This window comes from Caulobacter sp. DMC95 (genome assembly GCF_056313785.1).
In genome coordinates this window covers 551,403-569,539 of the sequence record NZ_JBQUZP010000001.1, presented here as the reverse complement: position 1 = coordinate 569,539, position 18,137 = coordinate 551,403, and the positions used below count along the sequence as shown (strand labels likewise).

Here is an 18,137-nt window from a genome sequence, read left to right as displayed (position 1 = left end):
GCTCAGTACTCGTCGTCGGCGTCGCGTTCGGCGGGGGTGCGGTTATCCATCACCTGTCGGGGCGGCGTGCGCTGCGGGCGGCCGATGATGTTTCCGAGGTCGGCGAGGTCGACGAAATTGTCGGCCTGGCGGCGCAGGTCGTCGCTGGTCATCGGCGGCTGGCTCTTCATGGTCGAGACCACGGTGACCCGGCGGCCCTTGCGCTGCACCGCCTCGACCAAGGCGCGGAAGTCGCCGTCGCCCGAGAACAGCACCAGGTGGTCGGCGGTCTCGGCCATCTGCAGCATGTCGACGGCGATCTCGATGTCCATGTCGCCGCGCCAGCGCTTGCGCCCCTGGCTGTCGGTGAACTCGCGCGCCGGCTTCGTCACCAGGGTGAAGCCGTTATAGTCCAGCCAATCGACCAAGGGGCGGATCGGCGAATAGTCGTCATTCTCTGCGATCGCGGTATAGTAGTAGGCGCGGATCAGGATCCCGCGCTTTTTGAACTCATCGAGCAGCTTGCGATAGTCGATGTCGAAGCCCAGCGCCTTGGCGGCGGAGTAGAGATTGGCTCCGTCGATAAACAGGGCGATCCGGTCGGTTGGATAGAAGGTCACGGTAATTCCTTGAAAAATCAGGTCGTTCGAAATGACTTGGACGAGGCCGTGATCGTGGCGCTCGGCTGCAATCTGCCCGGAGCCTATACGAGTCGCGAGGCCTTGTTGGAAGCCGCCGTGGCGGCCCTGCCGGAGGTCGGGCTGGAGGTGGTCACCCGCTCTAGCTGGTGGGTTTCGGCCGCGTGGCCTGATCCCACGGGACCGGCTTACCTGAACGGCGTCGCGGTCGTGCGGACCGCGCTTTCGCCGAGGCAGGCTTTAGACGCGCTGCATCAGTTGGAGGCGCGGTTTGGGCGGGCGAGGGGAGAGGCCAACGCCCCGCGGACTCTGGACCTGGATCTTATCGCCCATGGTCGCACCGTTCTGGATGACGGCCTTGTGGTGCCCCATCCTCGCGCCCACCAGCGGCTCTTTGTGATGGGGCCGCTCTCCGAGCTCTATTCGGGCTGGATCCACCCGGTCACGGGTGAGTCGGCTTTCCACCTGGCCGCGACCGCCACAATCGGCCAGGACGCGCGACCAATGGCTGCGCCGGCCCCCTAGAGGGTGGACATTGCAACCCGAAGCGGGCATAAGCGCCCGCTCGCGAAAGCAGGATGCTCGTGCGCGGCGTTGCGCGCCGCCGCACAGAAGCCTATTTTCCGTTTGCTTACCGGCAGCCCGAGGAATTCATGGCCCGCGTCACCGTCGAAGATTGCGTCGAGAAGGTTCCGAACCGTTTCGCGCTCGTTCTGCTCTCGGCCCACCGCGCTCGCGGCATCTCGGCCGGCGCCGCGCTGATGGTTGACCGCGACAACGACAAGAACCCGGTCGTGGCCTTGCGCGAGATCGCCGATGACGTGATCGACCATGAAGGCCTGAAGGAGCACCTCATCAGCACGCTGCAGCGCGTTGACGAGCACACCGAGGCCGAGGAAGAAGCCGAAACCCTGGCCCTGCTGGCCGACCCCAGCCACATGCAGATGAGCGAGCTGGAACTAGTCCGCGCGCTGCAAAGCGACCGCGACGGCGGTCAGGAGGAGCGGTACTGAGCCCCGACGGCGCAGACCCTCTGACCCTTGAAGCGGTCGATCAGACCGCTCCATCCGAACGCGCGCCGGATTTGCCCCCTACGGGGACCGAGTCGGGCGCGTCGTCGTTTGTGGCTCCCGCCACGGCGGCTGAGGCTCCGGCCAAGCCGCGCCCTAAATTTCTTCGCCAGTACGAACTGATCGAGCGGGTTCACGCCTACGACCCGACCGCCGACGAGGCGCTGCTGAATCGCGCCTATGTCTATGCGATGCGGATGCACGGCTCGCAGACCCGGGCCAGCGGCGACCCCTACTACGCCCACCCGATCGAGGTGGCGGGCATCCTCACCGAATACCGGCTCGACACCGCGACCATCGTCACGGCGCTGCTGCACGACGTGATCGAGGACACGCCGGTCACCAAGGAGGAGATCGCCAAGCTGTTTGGCGAGGAGATCGGCGAGCTGGTCGAGGGCGTCACCAAGCTGTCCAAGCTCGAGCTTCAGGCCGAGCACATGCGCCAGGCCGAGAACCTGCGCAAATTCATCCTGGCCATCTCCAAGGACGTGCGCGTCCTGCTGGTCAAGCTGGCCGACCGTCTGCACAACATGCGGACGCTGCATTTCATCAAGAACCAGGCCAAGCGCGAGCGCATCGCCCGCGAGACGCGCGACATCTACGCGCCGCTGGCCCGGAACATCGGCTGCCACCGCATCTGCATCGAGCTGGAGGAGCTGTCCTTCCAGCACACCAATCCCGTCGCGCGCGACGCGATTATTCGTCGTCTCGATGTGCTGCGCGAAGAGCAGGGCGGGGCGGTGGCCCTGGTCAGCCAGGAAATTTCAGCGCGGCTGGAGTCTTCGAACCTGCCGGCCCGAGTCTTCGGCCGCGAGAAGTCACCCTATTCGATCTGGCGCAAGCTGCAGCGCAAGTCGATCGGCTTCTCGCAGATGTCCGACATCTACGCCTTCCGCGTGATCGTCGAGAGCGAGGAAGATTGCTACCGGGCGCTGGGCGTCGTGCATCGGGCCTGGTCCAGCGTGCCCGACCGCTTCAAGGACTACATCTCGACGCCCAAGCGCAACAATTACCGCTCGCTGCACACCACCGTGGTGGGGCCGCGCGGCATGCGCATCGAGATGCAGATCCGCACTGAGGCCATGGACCGGGTCAACGAGGAGGGCGTTGCCGCGCACTTCCGTTACAAGGACGCCTCTTACGGCCTAGACCTTGAAGGCATGGAAGCCGCCGGCGGTCGCGATCCGCTGGCGAACCTGCGCCAGCTGGTGCAGGTGCTTGAGCATGGTGGCGACTCTGAAGAACTGGTCGAGCACGCCAAGCTCGAGATGTTCCTCGACCAGGTGTTCGTGTTCACCCCGAAGGGCAAGCTGGTCAGCCTGCCGCGCGGGGCCATGCCGCTGGACTTCGCCTACGCCGTCCACACCAGCGTCGGCGACACCTGCATCGGCGTGAAGATCAATGGCGAGCTGAAGCCGCTGCGTACGCCGCTGGTCAACGGGGACGTGGTCGAGGTGGTGCGGGGCTCCAAGCCCGTGGTGCCGCCAGACTGGCGCTCTCTGACCGTGACCGGCCGCGCCCGCTCGGCCATTCGGCGTCACATCCGCCAGACCGAGAAGGAAGAGTTCCTGCGCCTGGGTCGCGCGTCGCTGGAGCAGGTCTTCGAGCGCGCCGGCAAGAAGCTGAAGGACGTGTCGCTGCGGCCGATCCTGGAGCGGTTCGTGCTAGAAAGCGACGAGGCCCTGTTCGACGCTGTCGGTCGCGGCCGCGTGTCGCCCAGCCAAGTGCTGGAGACCGCCTATCCTGGCATGAAGGACTCTGAGCGCGAGGCGGCGACGGCCCGGCGCAAGATCGAAGGCGGCCAGGAGGCGGCGCGGCTCTATGTGCGCGGCGGCGGCCTGACCCCCGGTGTCTCGCTGCACTTCGCCCATTGCTGTAGCGCGGTGCCCGGGGACCGGATCGTCGGTATCCTGCGCGAGGATGGGGAAGGCCTCGACGTCCATACGATCGATTGCCCACGCTTGGCTGAGTACGAGGACCGCGAAGAACTCTGGCGCGACCTCAACTGGACGCCCGAGGCCGAACGCTCGACCATCTCGCTGACCCGCCTGCACGCCACGATCCAGAACGCCCCCGGCGTGCTGGGTCTGGTCTGCACGATCATCGGCGAGGCCGGCGGCAATATCGTCAACCTGCGCATGCACCACCGGCAGAGCGACTTCTTCGACACCGACATCGACGTCGAGGTCCGCGACGCCAAGCACCTGACCAACATCCAGGCGGCGCTGCGCGCGTGTCCGTCGGTGGAGACCGTGGACCGGACGCGGGGTTAGGGGGCGGCTTCGGCCTGTCGGATCTTTCAAGCAGAGCGACCTCCCCGGCGAACGCCGGGGCCCAGATGCAGCCAGAGAGGTTTGGGGTGACGCGCCATCTCTCGGCTCCGAACGGGTAGGCGCTCGTGGCCTCGATCTGGATCCCGGCATTCGCCGGGAAGGTCGGGTTTGTGGAGCAGTTATGGAGACTGCAGGCGACCCTAGTCGGACATTGGCACCTGCGTCGATCGGCGAATATGCTTAGGCCATGCCTGCTGCAAAGCCGCCGCTCCAACCGATCGCTCCTTGGCCACTCCCAGATACCGAGGCTGCGTTCATCAAGGAGACGGTCCAGCGGGTCTTAGGTACCGACACGGTGGTTCGTAATTTTGGGCCGGACCCTGCTCGGATCGACCTGCATGTCGAGACCAGCGCGACACCCGGTCTGAAGCTGGACGAGTGCATAGGCTATCTGTGGTGTCGAATTGAGAGGCCTATTTCGCTCATCGCAACGAAGCGCGGCACCCGCGCACACGGACTCGCGAAGGTAGCGTACCGTCAGGGCATCATACTCTGACGGATGCCCCTGCGCCCGAACTCCACCTTGAGCGTACATTGGCCCTATGTCGGGAGCGAAACCTCTAAAGCTCGTCCTTCGAGGGATGGGGCATGGCCATTGCGTAGGATCATGACCCCTTTGGCCGTCCCGAGATGGAGGCCACGTGCATAGCCCGAAACCTGCTGCCAGCCTGTGTCGGTCTCCTCCTCAAGCGTCACGGCATACGGTCGTTTTCCGCGAGACCCAAACTTGCAGAAGAGCCGGACGGTACCCGAGAGAAGGCCATCTAGCGCCCTTGCGAATTCGGCTTCTCGGTCGGGACTATGGGCGGGAAACCACTCAATCGAAAAGAACTCGTGCTGAATTCCGATTTCGTCGTTGTTCTGGAGGTTCAACCACAACGACCAATCCAGCCCTGGCTGCTTAGGGATATTCGCGGCCAGTTCAACGGGCGCACCTTCGTCCCATTCGAGGGCTAGAGCATGCTTTTCAGCGGCTCGGATGAACAGTTCACGGGCGCGGGCGATCATCCCTTCCACCCGCACTTCTGATGACTCACCGGTTCCGCGCCTAAACATGGCATGGAGCGTAGCCCGAGCCGGTGTCTGCTTTCCACCCTGAGCCGGCCCAGGCTTGGTCCGCTTTGATGAGGCCGTCGCGCCCTTACTCCTTCGTCAAATCCTGCCGCCGGAACAGCCACACCGCGCCCGCCGTCAGCGCCGAGACCCAGGCCAGCAGCACCGCCAGCGCCACGCCGGCCGAGCCGCCGGCGACGCCCACCTGGTCCGGCGCCAGCAAGGCGGCGCGCAGCAGGTCGGCGTCGAAGACGGGGAGGGCCAGGAGCTTCCAACTCGGCGCCTCGTTTTGCTCCATCAGCCGCAGCGAGCTGGCCAGGATGGTCTGGACGAAGCGGAATCCCAGGCACGCGACGACCACGCCCATGGTCGAGCGCGACAGCACCCCGACGCAGGCCGCCAGAGCCGCCAGGGTCATGGCCTCCAGCCAGGTGATCGCCAGCACCCCGATCACGTCGAACAGGTTGCGGCCCGCCATCGACACCGTCAGGACCTTGCCGTTGATCCCGGCCCCGATCACCCCGGCGAAGACCGACAGGATCGCCGTCAGCAACAGGCTCCAGAACACCGCCTCGCCGACCACGACCAGCTTGGCCAGCAGCAGGTTCTGGCGGGTGTTGCGCGGGGTCAGCAGCCGCCAGGTCTCCCAGCGATAGTCGCCGGCCAGGATGGCGGCCGCGCCGATCATCAGGAACAGCGCGCTGAAGGTCGAGGCGCCGTTCGACAACGCCTTCAGCACCTGGTCGATCAGACCCACGGTCAGGCCCGGCATCGGCTTCTTGATCACGAAGCGCAGGAACAGGTCGCCGCCGATGTTGAGCGCAAAGCCCACCAGCGGCGCGAAGCAGAAGCCCCAGAAGATGGCGGCGCGGTCGCGCAGCAGGCGGAAGCGTTCGGCGGCGATGGCGTCGGCGAGCATCAGGCGGCTCCTTCGGCGGTGGCGGCCGTCGGCGTCTGGCCGAGGGACTTCAGATAGACGCCCTCAAGATCGACCTCGCGCCAGCGGGCCTCGACGATGTCGACGCCGGCTTCAACGAGCGCGCGGATGACGGCGGGCGCTTCAGCGCGGGGGATGTCAGCCAAGACCGAGTCCGGCCCATCGGCCTCGCCACGATCGCCCAGCACCGCCAGGGCCGGGGCGACGGGAGAGGAGAGGGTCAGGCGCAGGCGGGCCTCGCCGGCGGTCAGTTCGGCGACGGCGCCCTCGGCGACGACCTTGCCGCGCGAGAGGATGGCGACGCGGTCGCAGACGCGCTTGACCTCGTCCAGCTGGTGGCTGGCCAGGATGACGGTGACGCCTTCGATCTTGGCCAGGTCGATGATCAGGGCGCGGATCTCCTGGATGCCGGCCGGATCCATGCCGCTGGTCGGCTCGTCCAGGATGACGAGTTCGGGCTTAGTCAGGAAAGCGGCGGCCAGGCCCAGGCGCTGCTTCATGCCGACCGAGAAGCCGCTGGTGGCGCGGTCGGCGGCATGGGTCAGGCTGACCCGCTCCAGCCAGCCGCCGATGTCGGCGTCGGCCTTGCCGCTCTCCAGGGCCAGCATCTTGAGGGTGTCGCGCGCCGTCAGATACGGCGGATAGCGCGGGGTCTCGATCATTGCGCCGACCTTGCGCAGGGCGGTGATGTCGCCCGGCGCGGCGCCGAACAGGCGCGCCGTGCCGCTGGTGGGGCGCACGAGGCCCAGGGCGATCCGGAACAGGGTGCTCTTGCCCGCGCCATTGGGGCCCAGGATCCCGAACACGCCGCCGGCGGGGATGGCGATGGAGAAGTCGTCGAGGGCGCGCACCGCCCCATACGTCTTGGTGAGGCCAGCGGCCTCCAGGGCGATCGACATGGAGCACTTCCGGACGCCGACCTGAGTCGGCTCGACACGGTGACTATGGCGAGCGCGTTCGCCCCCGCCAAGTTAAGAGGGTGTCATGCCTCGCAAACCGCCGATCGTCATACGCCTGCAATCTGGAGCGCGGATGACCCCTGAAACTGTCGTTCCAAGTCGAGTTTGAAGATGATCCTGCGCCGCCTGCTGTCCCTGGTGTTGGCCTTGGGTCTGATCGTCATCGCCCAGAAAGCCGAGGCGCGGGAAAAGGCCCCGCACCTGACGATCCTGGTGTCGATCGACGGTTTCCGCGCCGACTACCTGGATCGCGGCGATACGCCGGTGATGAAGGCTCTGGCTGAAGGCGGCGCCCGGGCGGCGATGCGTCCGTCGTTCCCGTCGGTGACCTTTCCCAACCACTACACGCTGATCACCGGCAAGCGCCCCGACCGCAACGGGATCGTGTCCAACACGATGGTCGACCTCAGCGTCTCCTCGGACAAGTTCACCATGCGCAGCCTTGATCCCGCCTGGTGGAGCCAGGCCAAGCCGTTCTGGGTCTCGGTGGAGCAGCAGGGCAAGCGCGCTGCAGCGATGTTCTGGCCGGGCTCCGAGGTCGAGATCGACGGAGTGAGGCCTTCGCGCTGGGTCAAGTTCGACCAGGCGATGCCTGGCGAGGCGCGGGTCGATCAGGTGCTGAACTGGCTGGACAGCGCCGGTGGCCCGCCGATCGCCTTCTCCACCCTCTATTTCGACATCGTCGATACCCAGGGTCACCACTATGGCCCGGACTCCGCCGAGGTGCGCGCCGCCGCCGCCTCGGTGGACGCCGCGCTGGGGCGGCTGGTGGAGGGCCTGAAGGCTCGAGGTCGCTTCGAGAGCACCGATATCGTCATCGTCGCCGACCACGGCATGGCGCCGCTGCCGGCCGCCAACCGTGTGGTGCTGGACGATCTGGTCGATGTCTCGAAGATCCAGCTGGTCACCACAGGCGCGGTTACCGCGTTCTCGCCCAGGCCCGGCGAGCGCAAGGCCGTGGAGAAGGCGTTCCTCTCCAAGCCTTTGCCGCACATGACCTGCTGGAAGAAGACCCGTATCCCGGTCCGCTTCCACTATGGCCGAAACGCCCGTGTTCCTGCAATTGTCTGCCTGTCGGAGACAGGCTGGTACACGACCACCGCCGCTGCCAAGCAGAAGCCCAGCGCGTGGGACGGCAAGGACGGTGGGGCGCACGGCTTTGATCCCTACGACCCGACCATGCAGGCGGTGTTCGTCGCCCACGGCCCGTCCTTCAAACCTGGCGTCACGCTGCCGCTGTTCGACAATGTCGACGTCTATCCGCTGCTGGCCAAGGTGACGGGTGTTCGCCCGGAGAAGGCGGATGGTTCGCTGAAGGTCGTGGGTCAGGCGCTTCGGTAGGCTTGGCGTCAAGTCGCTTCCCAGACCGGGCGGCTGGCGGCAGTCTCCCCTCGGGGAGGACCATCAGGCGTGATCAGCGAAACGACGGATCTGGGCGAGTACGACTACATCGTGGTCGGCGCGGGCTCGGCGGGATGCCTTTTGGCCAACCGCCTGTCGGCCGATCCGCGTCATCGTGTGCTGCTGGTGGAGGCAGGCGGCGACGATAACTGGATCTGGTTTCACGTGCCCGTCGGCTACCTGTTCGCGATCGGAAACCCGCGCGCCGACTGGATGCTGGAGACCACGCCGCAGGCGGGGCTGGACGGACGGGTTCTAGCCTATCCGCGTGGCAAGGTGATCGGCGGCTCCTCGGCGATCAACGCGATGATCTACATGCGCGGTCAGGCCCGGGACTATGACGGCTGGCGTCAGCGCGGCCTGGTCGGGTGGGGCTGGTCCGACGTGCTGCCGTACTTTCTCAAGCACGAAGATCACCTAGACCTGCGCGGCGACCATCATCGGGCCGGCGGTGAGTACCGCGTCGAGCACCCCCGCGTGCGCTGGCAGGTGTTGGACGCCATCCGGCGTGCAGGTGAGGAGGCCGGCGTGGCCCAGATCGATGACTTCAACGCCGGTGACAACGAAGGCTCTTCTTACTTCCAGGTCAACCAGCGCGCTGGGCGTCGATGGAGCACGGCCACCGCATTCCTCAAGCCGATCCTGTCTCGCCCAAACCTGCGCCTAGTGAAGGGCGTGGAGGTGGAGCGTCTCATCCTGGACGGCAAGCGTGTGCGAGGGCTCCGCGGACGTCGGGGCGCCGAGGCGCTGACCGCCCGCGTGTCAGGCGAACTGATCTTGGCCGCCGGCGCGATCGGGTCGCCGGTGATCCTGCAGCGCTCGGGGATCGGCCACGGCGAGTCCTTGGCGCAGGCGGGCGTCGTGGTCAGCCATGACCTGCCCGGCGTTGGGGCTAATCTTCAGGACCACCTGCAGATTCGGCCCGTGTTTAAGGTCAGCGGCGTGCGGACGCTCAATACCGACTACGCCAACCTGCTGCGACGGGCGGGGATGGGCTTGGACTATCTGTTGCGCCGCTCGGGCCCGCTGACCATGGCCCCGTCGCAGCTGGGGATGTTCTGCCGTTCGGGCCCTGAGCAGGGCCGCGCCAATCTGGAGTTTCATTTCCAGCCGCTCAGCCTGGATCGCTGGGGCGAGGGGCTGCACCGGTTTGGGGCGGTGACCGCCAGCGTCTGCAATCTGCGGCCGACTAGCCGTGGGAGCGTCTATCTGTCGGGGCCGGGCCTTGAGCATCCGCCCAGGATCGATCCCAGCTATCTGGCGACCGAGGAAGACCGTCGCGTCGCCGTGGACTCTCTCAAGTGGGCCCGGCGGATCATGGGGCAGGGAGCTCTGGCGGCCTACGCGCCGGAGGAGTTTCGACCAGGCTCCGCCGCCGACAGCAACACGGCGTTGCTCGCCGCCGCCAAGGCGCTGGCGACCACGATCTTCCACCCCGTCGGCACGGCGGCGATGGGGCCCGATGATGACCGGATGGCGGTGCTGGACGAGCGTTTGCGGGTTCGGGGGCTCGAGGGTCTCCGCGTGATCGACGCCTCTGTCATGCCGGCCATCACCTCGGGCAACACCAATGCGCCGACCGTGATGATCGCGGAAAAGGGCGCGGCGATGGTTATTGAGGATCGCCGCTAGCTTCGAGCTTGCGCAGATAGTTTTGATATGCGTTAAATATTCCATATCCTTGAAAAGGAATGGCGCATGTCCAATCCCGCTGGCCTGGTTTCGGCCGTGACCTATCGCGACCCCAAGGCGGCGCTGGCCTGGCTGGAGGCCGCCTTCGGCTTTGAGCTCACCTTCCTGATCGAGGGGGAGGACGCCAGCGTCGCCCATGCGGAGATGACCCATGGGGCCTCGCGGCTGATGGTCGGCGGGGAATGGAGCCCCGCCCACGCCAGTCCCGCCTCAATCGGCGGCAAGGTCACCCAGACGGTGCACATCTATGTCGAAGGCGATGTCGACGCCCATTGTCGGGCGGCCACGGCCGCCGGGGCCGAGATCATCGAGCCGCCGACGACCCAGTTCTACGGCGCGCGGACCTATCGCTGTCGGGATCTGGAAGGCCATCTCTGGACGGTCTCGGCCGATGTCGAAACGGTTTCGATGGACGAGATGGAGGCGCGCAGCGGTCTGAAGATCACGGTCGGCAAGTCTTGATTTCGCCGGATGACTTCCGCCGACTGGCTCTGACGCTGCCCCAGGCGATCGAAAGTTCGCACATGGGAACAGCCGACTTTCGGTGCGGAAAGATTTTCGCGACGCTCGGCAATCCGGACGCGGCTTGGGCCATGGTGAAGTTGACGCCAGATCAGCAGGACATGCGCGTCGCGGCTGCGCCCGAGGTGTTTTTTCCCGTGCCGGGCGGCTGGGGACGGGGCGGGGCCACCCGCATGCGTTTGGCGGCTTGCGATGAGGCCACTGCGCGGGGCGCCCTGCTCGACGCTTGGCGCAATGTCGCGCCGAAGAAGCTGCTCGGCGCCGAATCGTGAGCGAGGCCTTGGATCGCACCCTGGCGGCGCTGGCCGACCCGCATCGCCGGCGAGCGGTGGACCTGCTTCGAGAGCGACCCCGTCGCGCCGGAGAGCTGGCCGAAAGCCTCGGGCTCAGCGCGCCGGCCATGAGTCGGCACCTGCGGACGTTGCGGCAGTCAGGTCTTGTCGAGGAAAGCCATCCCGAGTTCGACGCCAGGGTCAGGGTCTATCAGCTAAGGCCCGGGCCGATGGACGAGCTCAAGGCGTGGCTCGAAGCGGCCGAGGATCACTGGGTCGACCAACTTTCAGCGCTAAAGGCTCACGTGGAAGCCAGGCGCTCGTGAGCTCTCGAGTTTTCGTCTCGTTACGCATCGCCGCTCCGCCCGAGGTGGTCTTCGACGCCTTCGTCGAGGACACAGCGCTGTGGTGGCGGCCCAACACGCTGTTTTCGTTCACCCCAAGATCACCCGGCGTAATGGCCTTCGAGGGTGAGCGCCTTGTGGAGCGCCTGCCTAACGGCAAGGTGTTCGAAGTCGGCGTCGTCAGCGTCTGGGAGCGCGGCGCGCGGCTGGTGTTCGGCTGGCGGCAGGCGACGTTTGCGCCGGACATGAACACCGAGGTCGAGGTCCGTTTCGAGGCGGTGGGGGTGGGGACCCGCGTTACGGTCGAGCATCGCGGCTGGGATACTGTTCCAGCCCCGCACGTAGCGCGGCACAGCTTTCCCAACACCGTCTTTCTGGAGCGACACGGCGAGTGGTGGCGCAACCTTCTGGCCGGACTTGCGGCGCGGGCGAACAGCGTCCACCTAGGGGCGGGCGACGAGGGGCAGTTATGAACACGACGATCACGGGGGGACGGCGTCAGGCCGCCCTCGGCTTTATCTTCGTCACCGCCATCCTGGATGTGCTGTCGCTCGGCGTGATGATCCCGGTGCTGCCGAACCTTGTGAAGGCGTTCGGTGGCGGCGACACGGCTGCGGCGGCTGACTGGAACGTGCTGTTCGCCACGACCTGGGGTGTGATGCAGTTCTTCTGCTCACCGATCCTGGGGTTGCTGTCCGACCGTTTCGGTCGACGGCCGGTGATCCTGACCTCGATCTTTGGCCTGGGCGTTGACTTCCTGTTCATGGCCTTCGCGCCGAACCTCTGGTGGCTGTTCATCGGCCGGATCTTCAATGGCATGACGGCCGCAAGCTTCTCGACCGCCAGCGCCTATGTCGCCGACGTGACCACGCCGGACAACCGCGCCAAGGGCTTTGGCCTGATGGGCGCGGCGTTCGGGATCGGCTTCACCTTTGGTCCCGCGCTCGGCGGGTGGCTGTGGGAGTTCGACCATCGCGCGCCGTTCCTGGTCTGCGCCGCCTTGGCGCTGACCAACTGGCTGTACGGCTTCTTCGTGCTGCCAGAATCTTTGCCGCCCGAGCGCCGCCAGCCGCGCTTCGACTGGAAGAAGGCCAATCCGATCGGTTCGTTGCAGTTGCTGCGACATCATCCCGGCTTGATGGGCTTGGCGGGCGTCGGATTCCTGTTCCAGCTTGCGCACAACGTGCTGCCGAGCGTCTTCGTGCTCTATATGGGCTTCCGCTACGGCTGGAGCCCGCAGACCGTCGGCCTGACCCTGATGGCCAGCGGGATCGCCAGCATCCTGATCCAGGCCTTTGTCGTGGGGCCAGCAGTCAAGCGTTTTGGCGAACGCGGCGTCCTGTTGATTGGCCTGTTCGCCGGCTTCCTCGGGTTCTCGATCTACGCCTTCGCGCCCACGGGGATGCTGTACCTGGCGGGTCTGCCGATCTTTACGTTCTCAGGCCTGATCCAACCGGGCTTGCAGGGTTTGATGACCCGGCGCGTCGGACCCAATGAGCAGGGCCAGCTGCAAGGCGCGAACGCGGCGATGATGGGCATCGCCTCCATCATTGGTCCGCCGCTATTCCTGATCCCGTTCGCCTTCGCGGTTCGGCATGACGCGACGCTGCACCTGCCGGGCCTACCGATCCTGATAGCCGCGGCCTTGATGCTGGCGGCGACCCTCCTAGCTTATGCGAAGGCCAAGCCAGCTCCGGCGCCGGAACCCCAGCCGGCCTGACGGCTTTGGTGATGGCCAAACCTCGACCTTTCGTCGCCTTAGACTCGCCCGAAAGCTGGGCTGAGTTTCCGGCGAACCGCTAGGAGTCCTTCGTGACCAACATGCGCAAGCTTCGCGCCCTGCTGCCCGTCTTCGTCCTGCTGACGGCCTGCTCGAACCCGGCCGGCCCGTCGAACGCCCAATCCATTCCGGACATGCCCCAGCCCACGCGCCGGGTTCCGGCCGATGCGGCCTCGATGAAGCAGTCGTTCTCGCCGGTGGTGAAGAAGGCCGCGCCCGCCGTGGTCAATGTCGCCAGCCGCCGCGTGGTCCAACGCCGTGTCGATCCGTTCTGGGAGTTCTTCATGGGCGGCGGGCAGGGCGGCTCGCAGGTGCAGAGCTCGCTGGGCTCTGGCGCGATCGTCCGCGCCGACGGGGTGATCATCACCAATCACCACAACATCAACGGGATGAGCGACATCACCATCCAGCTGGCTGACCGGCGCGAATTCCCGGCCGTGGTGCTGCTGGACGACCCGCGCGCGGACCTTGCTGTCCTCAAGATCGACACCAAGGGCGAGAAGCTGCCGGTGATGGCTATCGACGACCAGGAGCAACTGGAGGTCGGCGACCTCGTCCTGGCCATGGGCAATCCGTTCGGCGTTGGCCAGACCGTGACCAACGGCATCGTCTCGGCCTTGGCGCGGACCGACGTCGGCGCGGCTGATTTCGGCAGCTACATCCAGACCGACGCCGCTATCAATCCCGGCAACTCCGGCGGTCCGCTGGTCGACATGGACGGTGATCTGGTTGGCATCAACACCTTCATCATCTCACGTTCGGGCTCTTCGTCGGGCGTCGGTTTCGCCATTCCGGCCCGCGTTGTGCGCCAGGTGGTCAACGCCGCCCTGGGCGGCGGGCACAGCATCGTGCGGCCCTGGCTGGGCGTGAAGGGCCAGACCGTGACCGGCGACATCGCCAAGAGCCTGGGCATGGCCGCGCCGCGCGGCGTGCTGGTGGCCCAGGTCTATCCAGGCTCGTCCGCCGAGCGCGCCGGCCTGAAGGAAGGCGACGTGATCCTGTCGATCGATGGTCAGCCGGTGAACGACGAGGGCGGCGGCGCCTTTGCGATCGGCACCCACAAGGTCGGCGATCGCGTGCCGATGCAGATCCGTCGCGGCGATCGCGAGATGACGATCACCGTCCGCGCCGACGCCGCGCCGGAAACCCCGGCTCGCGACGAACGCACCCTCAGCGGCAACAACCCGTTCAACGGCGCGACGGTGATGAACCTGTCGCCAGCCGTCGCTCAGGATCTGGGCGTGGATCCGTTCGCCGGACGCGGGGCGCTCGTGACCAAGATCGGTCCGGGCTACGCCGGCAACTGGATGCGTCCCGGCGACTTCGTGCGCAGCGTCAATGGTCGCCAGATCAATACGGTAGCCGATCTGGCCTCGGCGATCGCCGGTCGGGCGGGCCGCTGGAGCATCACCATCGAGCGCGGGGGGCAACTGGTTCAGGCGCAGTTCTAGGTTTGGACTGCGCCCTCCTGGCGCCGGACAGCGGGCGAAACCGCTCACACTTTCGCCCGCCACGCTCTAGAACCGAGTCATGTCCGATCTCTTCCAGGCCGCCGGTCTGACACCTCACGCGCCATCGCCTCTGGCCGACCGCCTGCGGCCCCAGAGCCTCGATGAGGTCGTGGGCCAGCAGCATCTGCTGGGCCCCGAGGGGCCCATCGGACGGATGGCGGCGGCGCGTCGCCTAGCTTCGATGATCCTGTGGGGACCGCCGGGTACGGGCAAGACCACAATTGCTCGGCTGCTCGCCAAGGCCGGCGGTTATGAGTTCATGCAGATCTCAGCGGTGTTCTCGGGCGTCGCGGACCTGAAAAAGGCCTTCGAGCAGGCGCGCGCGCGTCGTATGGCCGGGCAATCGACGCTTTTGTTCGTCGACGAGATTCACCGCTTCAACCGCGCCCAGCAGGACGGCTTCCTGCCGTTCGTGGAGGAGGGTATCGTCACCCTGGTGGGCGCCACGACAGAGAACCCCTCGTTCGAGCTGAACGGCGCCTTGCTGTCGCGCTGCCAGGTTTTTGTGCTCAAGCGGCTGACCGAGGACTCGTTGGAGCAGCTTCTTCAGCGCGCCGAGACCGCTGAAGCCAGGCCCCTGCCGATCGACGCCGAGGCCCGCTCGGCGCTGGTGGCCATGGCCGACGGCGACGGCCGCTACCTGTTGACCCTGGCCGAGACCCTGTTCTCGATCGGAACCGATACGCCGCTGAATCCGACCCAGCTGGGCCAGTTTCTGCAGAAGCGCCGCCCGGCTTACGACAAGGATCGCGAGGAGCACTACAACCTCATCTCGGCCCTGCACAAATCGGTGCGCGGCAGTGATCCGGACGCTGCGCTCTACTGGCTGGCGCGAATGTTGGAGGGCGGCGAGGATCCGCTGTTCATCGCTCGGCGCCTGGTGCGCATGGCCTCTGAGGATATCGGCGCGGCTGACCCGCTGAGCCTGCTGCTGACCACGGCCGCCAAGGACGCCTACGACTTTCTGGGATCGCCCGAGGGCGAGCTGGCCCTGGCGCAGGCCGTCGTCCACATGGCCAGCGCGCCCAAGTCGAACGCGGTCTACACCGCCTACAAGGCCGCCCGCCGCGCGGCCAAGGAGACCGGCAGCCTGATGCCGCCGGCACACATCCTCAACGCGCCGACCAAGCTGATGAAGTCGCTGGGCTACGGCGACGGCTATGCCTATGACCACGATGTCGAGGGCGGCGTGTCGGGCCAGAACTACTTCCCGGACGGCATGGAGCGCCGGCGCTTCTATGAGCCCAAGCCCGTGGGCGCCGAGGCTAAGGTGCGTGAGCGCTTGGAAGCCTGGGGCAAGGTGCGTAAGGACGGCAAATGAGCAGTCCGAAGTTCCGCCGCCCGCCGGGCGTGGCCAAGCCCAAGGCCTCCGAGACCCCCATCGTCCTGACGCCGGACGAAATCGCGGCGGCGCAGTCGTGGGTGCTGTACGAGGACGAGACGATCATCGTGCTGAACAAGCCGGCGGGTCTCTCCAGCCAGGGCGGCCGCATCAAGGCCCACACCTTGGATGACCTGCTTTGGGCCTTCGCGCGACCCAACCGGCCTCGGCCCAAGCTGGTGCATCGACTGGACCGCGACACCTCCGGCGTGATCCTGACCGCCAAGACCAAGCCTGCGGCGTCAATGCTGGGCAAGGCCCTGGAGGCCAAGCGGTTCCGCAAGAGTTATCTGGCCATCGTCGCCGGCGCGCCAGAGCCAAAGGGCGGGATGATCGACAGTCCGCTGCGCCGCGAGTCGATGGGGCGCGAGGCCTATATGCGCGTCTGCGCGCCGGACCATCCTGACGCTGAGACGGCGCGCAGCCGCTATCGGACCCTCGCCCACAACGGCCTGGCGGCTTTGGTGGAGCTGTCGCCGGACACCGGCCGCATGCACCAACTGCGTGTCCACATGGCGTCGATTGGCCGACCGCTGGCCGGCGATAGCCGCTACGGCGGGGCGCTGATGCTGGGAGGTGTCGCCGCGCCGCGTCTGATGTTGCATGCCGCCAGCCTTACATTTCCGCATCCGCTGGGTGGTGAGCGCAAGATCCTCGCCCCGCTTCCGAGCGACTTCATTGCGATGCTCAAGGCGCTGGACCTGCCCGTCCCGGAACAGCCGGGTCCCGCGCCCGTTGATCCAGCGTAAGAGGTATCCGCCATGACGTTCAAACGCCCCCTGATCTCTGCTGGATTGGCTGCTCTGCTGCTTGCCGCCTGCGTCACGGCTCCGACCGTCTATCGCTCGGCGGCGAGCTCGCCGACCGCCGTCGGCTACTCTGAGTATCGGCTAGAAGCTGGGCGCTACCGCGTGACCTTCCAGGGTGGCGCGGGCGCGTCGGAAGCCCAAGTCGCTGACTATGCCTTGTTGCGCGCGGCGGAGTTGGCGCTGCGCGATGGCTACGACTGGTTCCGCATCGCTGACCGCTCCACGACTGTCCGTGGTGGCGAGTCGGGGCCGCGCCTATCGGTCGGCGGCGGCTCGGCGAGCTTTGGGCGACATAGCAGCGTCGGCGTGGGCTTGGGAACGAGCTTCAATCTTGGCCCGGGACCCGCCTACGCCCGTTCGATCGAGGTGGTGTTCGGCAAGGGGGCCACGCCGCGTGACCGCGACGCTTACGACGCCCGCGAGATCGTCAAGGTCATTGGTTACGGTCGCGCCGAGGCCTGACGCCGGTCGCTAGCGAAAGTCCGGCGCGCGCTTGACGTAGGGGCGTGCTTTCGCCCGCCTTTTGCGCATGCAAAGCTTTGACGTCCTTACGCTGCCAAGAGCGGCCGCTGCGGCGTCTGCCTACGGGACGCGAAAACGCCCCCTGTCCTTCCTCCGGAGCTCGAGATGTCATCGCCCCTGCACACGCTCTTTGATCTGACGGGCCGGGTGGCGATCGTGACGGGTGGGTCGCGCGGTCTTGGTCTGCAGATCGCCCGGGCCCTGTCGGAGTACGGCGCGGCGGTGGCGCTGGTCGCCCGCAAGCAGGCCGAGCTTGACGCCGCCGTTGAAGTCCTGACGGCGGAGGGGCGAACCGCCGTTGGTTTCGTGGCGGATCTTAGCCTAGCGAACGCGACGTATGACCTGACCGCGCGCGTGCTCGAGCGTTTCGGTCGGATCGACATTCTGGTCAACAACGCCGGCGCGGCGTGGGGCGCCCCAGCCGAGGACTACCCGCCGGAGGGCTGGAACAAGGTCATGGACCTGAACGTCACCGGCCTTTTCCTTCTCACTCAGGCCGTCGCGCGGGAGGCCTTCCTGAAGCAAGGCAAGGGCGCTGTCGTCAATGTCGCTTCGATCGAAGGCCTGCAGGGCCACCACCACAGCCAACTGGGCACCATCGCCTACAACACCGCCAAGGGCGCGGTGATCAATATGACCCGGGCGCTTGCGGCGGAATGGGGACCTAAGAACATCCGCGTGAACGCGGTGGCGCCGGGTTACTTCCCCTCGAAGATGACCATGACCACTCTCGGTCAGCACGGCGACGACATGTTGCGCCAGACGCCGCTGGGCAAGCTGGGAGGCGACACCGACCTGATGGGACCAGCCTTGCTGCTGGCGTCTGATGCGGGCGGGCACATCACCGGCCAGGTCATTGTCGTCGATGGCGGCATGACCGTCATCTGACGTCTGCTCGCCGCCTCGGAGGTCTGCGGTGTTGAGAACTCATGCC

At 66.5% G+C, this 18,137-nt stretch carries 18 protein-coding genes and 1 pseudogene; 15 read left to right on the top strand and 4 right to left on the bottom strand.

Translation table 11 applies throughout. The features are described from left to right. Positions 1 to 2: 2 nt before the first annotated feature. Positions 3 to 599 (bottom strand): LabA-like NYN domain-containing protein, encoded by a 597-nt coding sequence (locus ACT53N_RS02785; RefSeq protein WP_310216188.1) that lies wholly within the window; start codon positions 597 to 599, stop codon positions 3 to 5. 48 nt (positions 600 to 647) lie between these two features. Between ACT53N_RS02785 and folK the strand changes: the two genes are divergently transcribed. From folK to ACT53N_RS02770, 3 genes are all read left to right on the top strand, one after another. Beyond that, positions 648 to 1,142: a 2-amino-4-hydroxy-6-hydroxymethyldihydropteridine diphosphokinase gene (folK, locus tag ACT53N_RS02780; protein ID WP_476062670.1), complete on the top strand. Its 495-nt coding sequence runs from the start codon at positions 648 to 650 to the stop codon at positions 1,140 to 1,142. A 128-nt stretch (positions 1,143 to 1,270) separates the two neighbouring features. Further along, positions 1,271 to 1,630 (top strand): DNA-directed RNA polymerase subunit omega, encoded by a 360-nt coding sequence (gene rpoZ, locus ACT53N_RS02775; protein ID WP_010919426.1) that lies wholly within the window; start codon positions 1,271 to 1,273, stop codon positions 1,628 to 1,630. 110 nt (positions 1,631 to 1,740) lie between these two features. Further along, positions 1,741 to 3,960: a RelA/SpoT family protein gene (locus tag ACT53N_RS02770; RefSeq protein ID WP_476062441.1), complete on the top strand. Its 2,220-nt coding sequence runs from the start codon at positions 1,741 to 1,743 to the stop codon at positions 3,958 to 3,960. Positions 3,961 to 4,560: 600 nt separating this feature from the next. Here the strand turns inward: ACT53N_RS02770 and ACT53N_RS02765 are convergent. The 3 genes from ACT53N_RS02765 to ACT53N_RS02755 all read right to left on the bottom strand — a co-directional run bounded on the left by ACT53N_RS02765 (position 4,561) and on the right by ACT53N_RS02755 (position 6,909). Then, positions 4,561 to 5,028 (bottom strand): hypothetical protein, encoded by a 468-nt coding sequence (locus ACT53N_RS02765; protein WP_476062440.1) that lies wholly within the window; start codon positions 5,026 to 5,028, stop codon positions 4,561 to 4,563. 133 nt (positions 5,029 to 5,161) lie between these two features. After that, positions 5,162 to 5,992, bottom strand: coding sequence for an ABC transporter permease (locus ACT53N_RS02760; RefSeq protein ID WP_476062439.1), 831 nt, complete (start codon positions 5,990 to 5,992; stop codon positions 5,162 to 5,164). Next, positions 5,992 to 6,909: an ABC transporter ATP-binding protein gene (locus tag ACT53N_RS02755; protein WP_476062438.1), complete on the bottom strand. Its 918-nt coding sequence runs from the start codon at positions 6,907 to 6,909 to the stop codon at positions 5,992 to 5,994. The genes ACT53N_RS02760 and ACT53N_RS02755 overlap by 1 nt, the downstream gene beginning before the upstream one ends. Positions 6,910 to 7,080: 171 nt before the next feature. Here ACT53N_RS02755 and ACT53N_RS02750 point away from each other — a divergent pair, with 171 nt between their 5' ends. The 12 genes and pseudogenes from ACT53N_RS02750 (at position 7,081) to ACT53N_RS02695 (ending at position 18,091) form a co-directional block, all read left to right on the top strand. Continuing rightward, positions 7,081 to 8,310, top strand: coding sequence for an alkaline phosphatase family protein (locus tag ACT53N_RS02750; RefSeq protein ID WP_476062437.1), 1,230 nt, complete (start codon positions 7,081 to 7,083; stop codon positions 8,308 to 8,310). Positions 8,311 to 8,379: 69 nt separating this feature from the next. After that, on the top strand, positions 8,380 to 10,002 hold the full coding sequence (locus tag ACT53N_RS02745; RefSeq protein WP_476062436.1) for a GMC family oxidoreductase: 1,623 nt from the start codon (positions 8,380 to 8,382) through the stop codon (positions 10,000 to 10,002). Between the two features lie 66 nt (positions 10,003 to 10,068). Beyond that, a complete protein-coding gene (locus ACT53N_RS02740; RefSeq protein WP_476062435.1) occupies positions 10,069 to 10,524 on the top strand; it encodes a VOC family protein in 456 nt (151 codons plus the stop codon). 62 nt (positions 10,525 to 10,586) lie between these two features. Beyond that, a complete protein-coding gene (locus ACT53N_RS02735; RefSeq protein ID WP_476062434.1) occupies positions 10,587 to 10,856 on the top strand; it encodes an MmcQ/YjbR family DNA-binding protein in 270 nt (89 codons plus the stop codon). Further along, positions 10,853 to 11,182 carry an ArsR/SmtB family transcription factor gene (locus ACT53N_RS02730; protein ID WP_476062433.1) on the top strand — a complete coding sequence of 110 codons (330 nt, stop codon included), beginning with the start codon at positions 10,853 to 10,855 and terminating at the stop codon, positions 11,180 to 11,182. Before ACT53N_RS02735 ends, ACT53N_RS02730 begins: the two co-directional genes overlap by 4 nt. Next, entirely contained in the window at positions 11,179 to 11,673 is a 495-nt protein-coding gene (locus ACT53N_RS02725; RefSeq protein ID WP_476062432.1) for an SRPBCC domain-containing protein, read from the top strand. Before ACT53N_RS02730 ends, ACT53N_RS02725 begins: the two co-directional genes overlap by 4 nt. Beyond that, entirely contained in the window at positions 11,670 to 12,920 is a 1,251-nt protein-coding gene (locus ACT53N_RS02720) for a TCR/Tet family MFS transporter (protein ID WP_476062431.1), read from the top strand. The genes ACT53N_RS02725 and ACT53N_RS02720 overlap by 4 nt, the downstream gene beginning before the upstream one ends. 92 nt (positions 12,921 to 13,012) lie before the next feature. Beyond that, positions 13,013 to 14,431 carry a DegQ family serine endoprotease gene (locus ACT53N_RS02715; RefSeq protein ID WP_476062430.1) on the top strand — a complete coding sequence of 473 codons (1,419 nt, stop codon included), beginning with the start codon at positions 13,013 to 13,015 and terminating at the stop codon, positions 14,429 to 14,431. A 79-nt stretch (positions 14,432 to 14,510) separates the two neighbouring features. Next, complete coding sequence (locus ACT53N_RS02710) at positions 14,511 to 15,812, top strand: replication-associated recombination protein A (RefSeq protein ID WP_476062429.1); 1,302 nt, start codon at positions 14,511 to 14,513, stop codon at positions 15,810 to 15,812. After that, positions 15,809 to 16,621: an RluA family pseudouridine synthase gene (locus ACT53N_RS02705; RefSeq protein ID WP_476062428.1), complete on the top strand. Its 813-nt coding sequence runs from the start codon at positions 15,809 to 15,811 to the stop codon at positions 16,619 to 16,621. Before ACT53N_RS02710 ends, ACT53N_RS02705 begins: the two co-directional genes overlap by 4 nt. Continuing rightward, a pseudogene (locus ACT53N_RS02700) lies at positions 16,608 to 17,143 on the top strand (CC0125/CC1285 family lipoprotein). The gene ACT53N_RS02705 and the pseudogene ACT53N_RS02700 overlap by 14 nt, the downstream one beginning before the upstream one ends. Positions 17,144 to 17,308: 165 nt before the next feature. Next, on the top strand, positions 17,309 to 18,091 hold the full coding sequence (locus ACT53N_RS02695) for an SDR family oxidoreductase (RefSeq protein ID WP_476062427.1): 783 nt from the start codon (positions 17,309 to 17,311) through the stop codon (positions 18,089 to 18,091). Positions 18,092 to 18,137 lie beyond the last annotated feature (46 nt).

What these genes read in the sequence shown, in the direction of transcription:
- rpoZ (WP_010919426.1), top strand. Translation starts at nt 1,271, where the DNA reads ATGGCCCGCGTCACCGTCGAAGATTGCGTCGAGAAGGTTCCGAACCGT.
- ACT53N_RS02765 (WP_476062440.1), bottom strand. Translation starts at nt 5,028, where the DNA reads ATGATCGCCCGCGCCCGTGAACTGTTCATCCGAGCCGCTGAAAAGCAT.
- ACT53N_RS02760 (WP_476062439.1), bottom strand. Translation starts at nt 5,992, where the DNA reads ATGCTCGCCGACGCCATCGCCGCCGAACGCTTCCGCCTGCTGCGCGAC.
- ACT53N_RS02755 (WP_476062438.1), bottom strand. Translation starts at nt 6,909, where the DNA reads ATGTCGATCGCCCTGGAGGCCGCTGGCCTCACCAAGACGTATGGGGCG.
- ACT53N_RS02750 (WP_476062437.1), top strand. Translation starts at nt 7,081, where the DNA reads ATGATCCTGCGCCGCCTGCTGTCCCTGGTGTTGGCCTTGGGTCTGATC.
- ACT53N_RS02740 (WP_476062435.1), top strand. Translation starts at nt 10,069, where the DNA reads ATGTCCAATCCCGCTGGCCTGGTTTCGGCCGTGACCTATCGCGACCCC.
- ACT53N_RS02735 (WP_476062434.1), top strand. Translation starts at nt 10,587, where the DNA reads ATGGGAACAGCCGACTTTCGGTGCGGAAAGATTTTCGCGACGCTCGGC.
- ACT53N_RS02720 (WP_476062431.1), top strand. Translation starts at nt 11,670, where the DNA reads ATGAACACGACGATCACGGGGGGACGGCGTCAGGCCGCCCTCGGCTTT.
- ACT53N_RS02710 (WP_476062429.1), top strand. Translation starts at nt 14,511, where the DNA reads ATGTCCGATCTCTTCCAGGCCGCCGGTCTGACACCTCACGCGCCATCG.
- ACT53N_RS02705 (WP_476062428.1), top strand. Translation starts at nt 15,809, where the DNA reads ATGAGCAGTCCGAAGTTCCGCCGCCCGCCGGGCGTGGCCAAGCCCAAG.
- ACT53N_RS02695 (WP_476062427.1), top strand. Translation starts at nt 17,309, where the DNA reads ATGTCATCGCCCCTGCACACGCTCTTTGATCTGACGGGCCGGGTGGCG.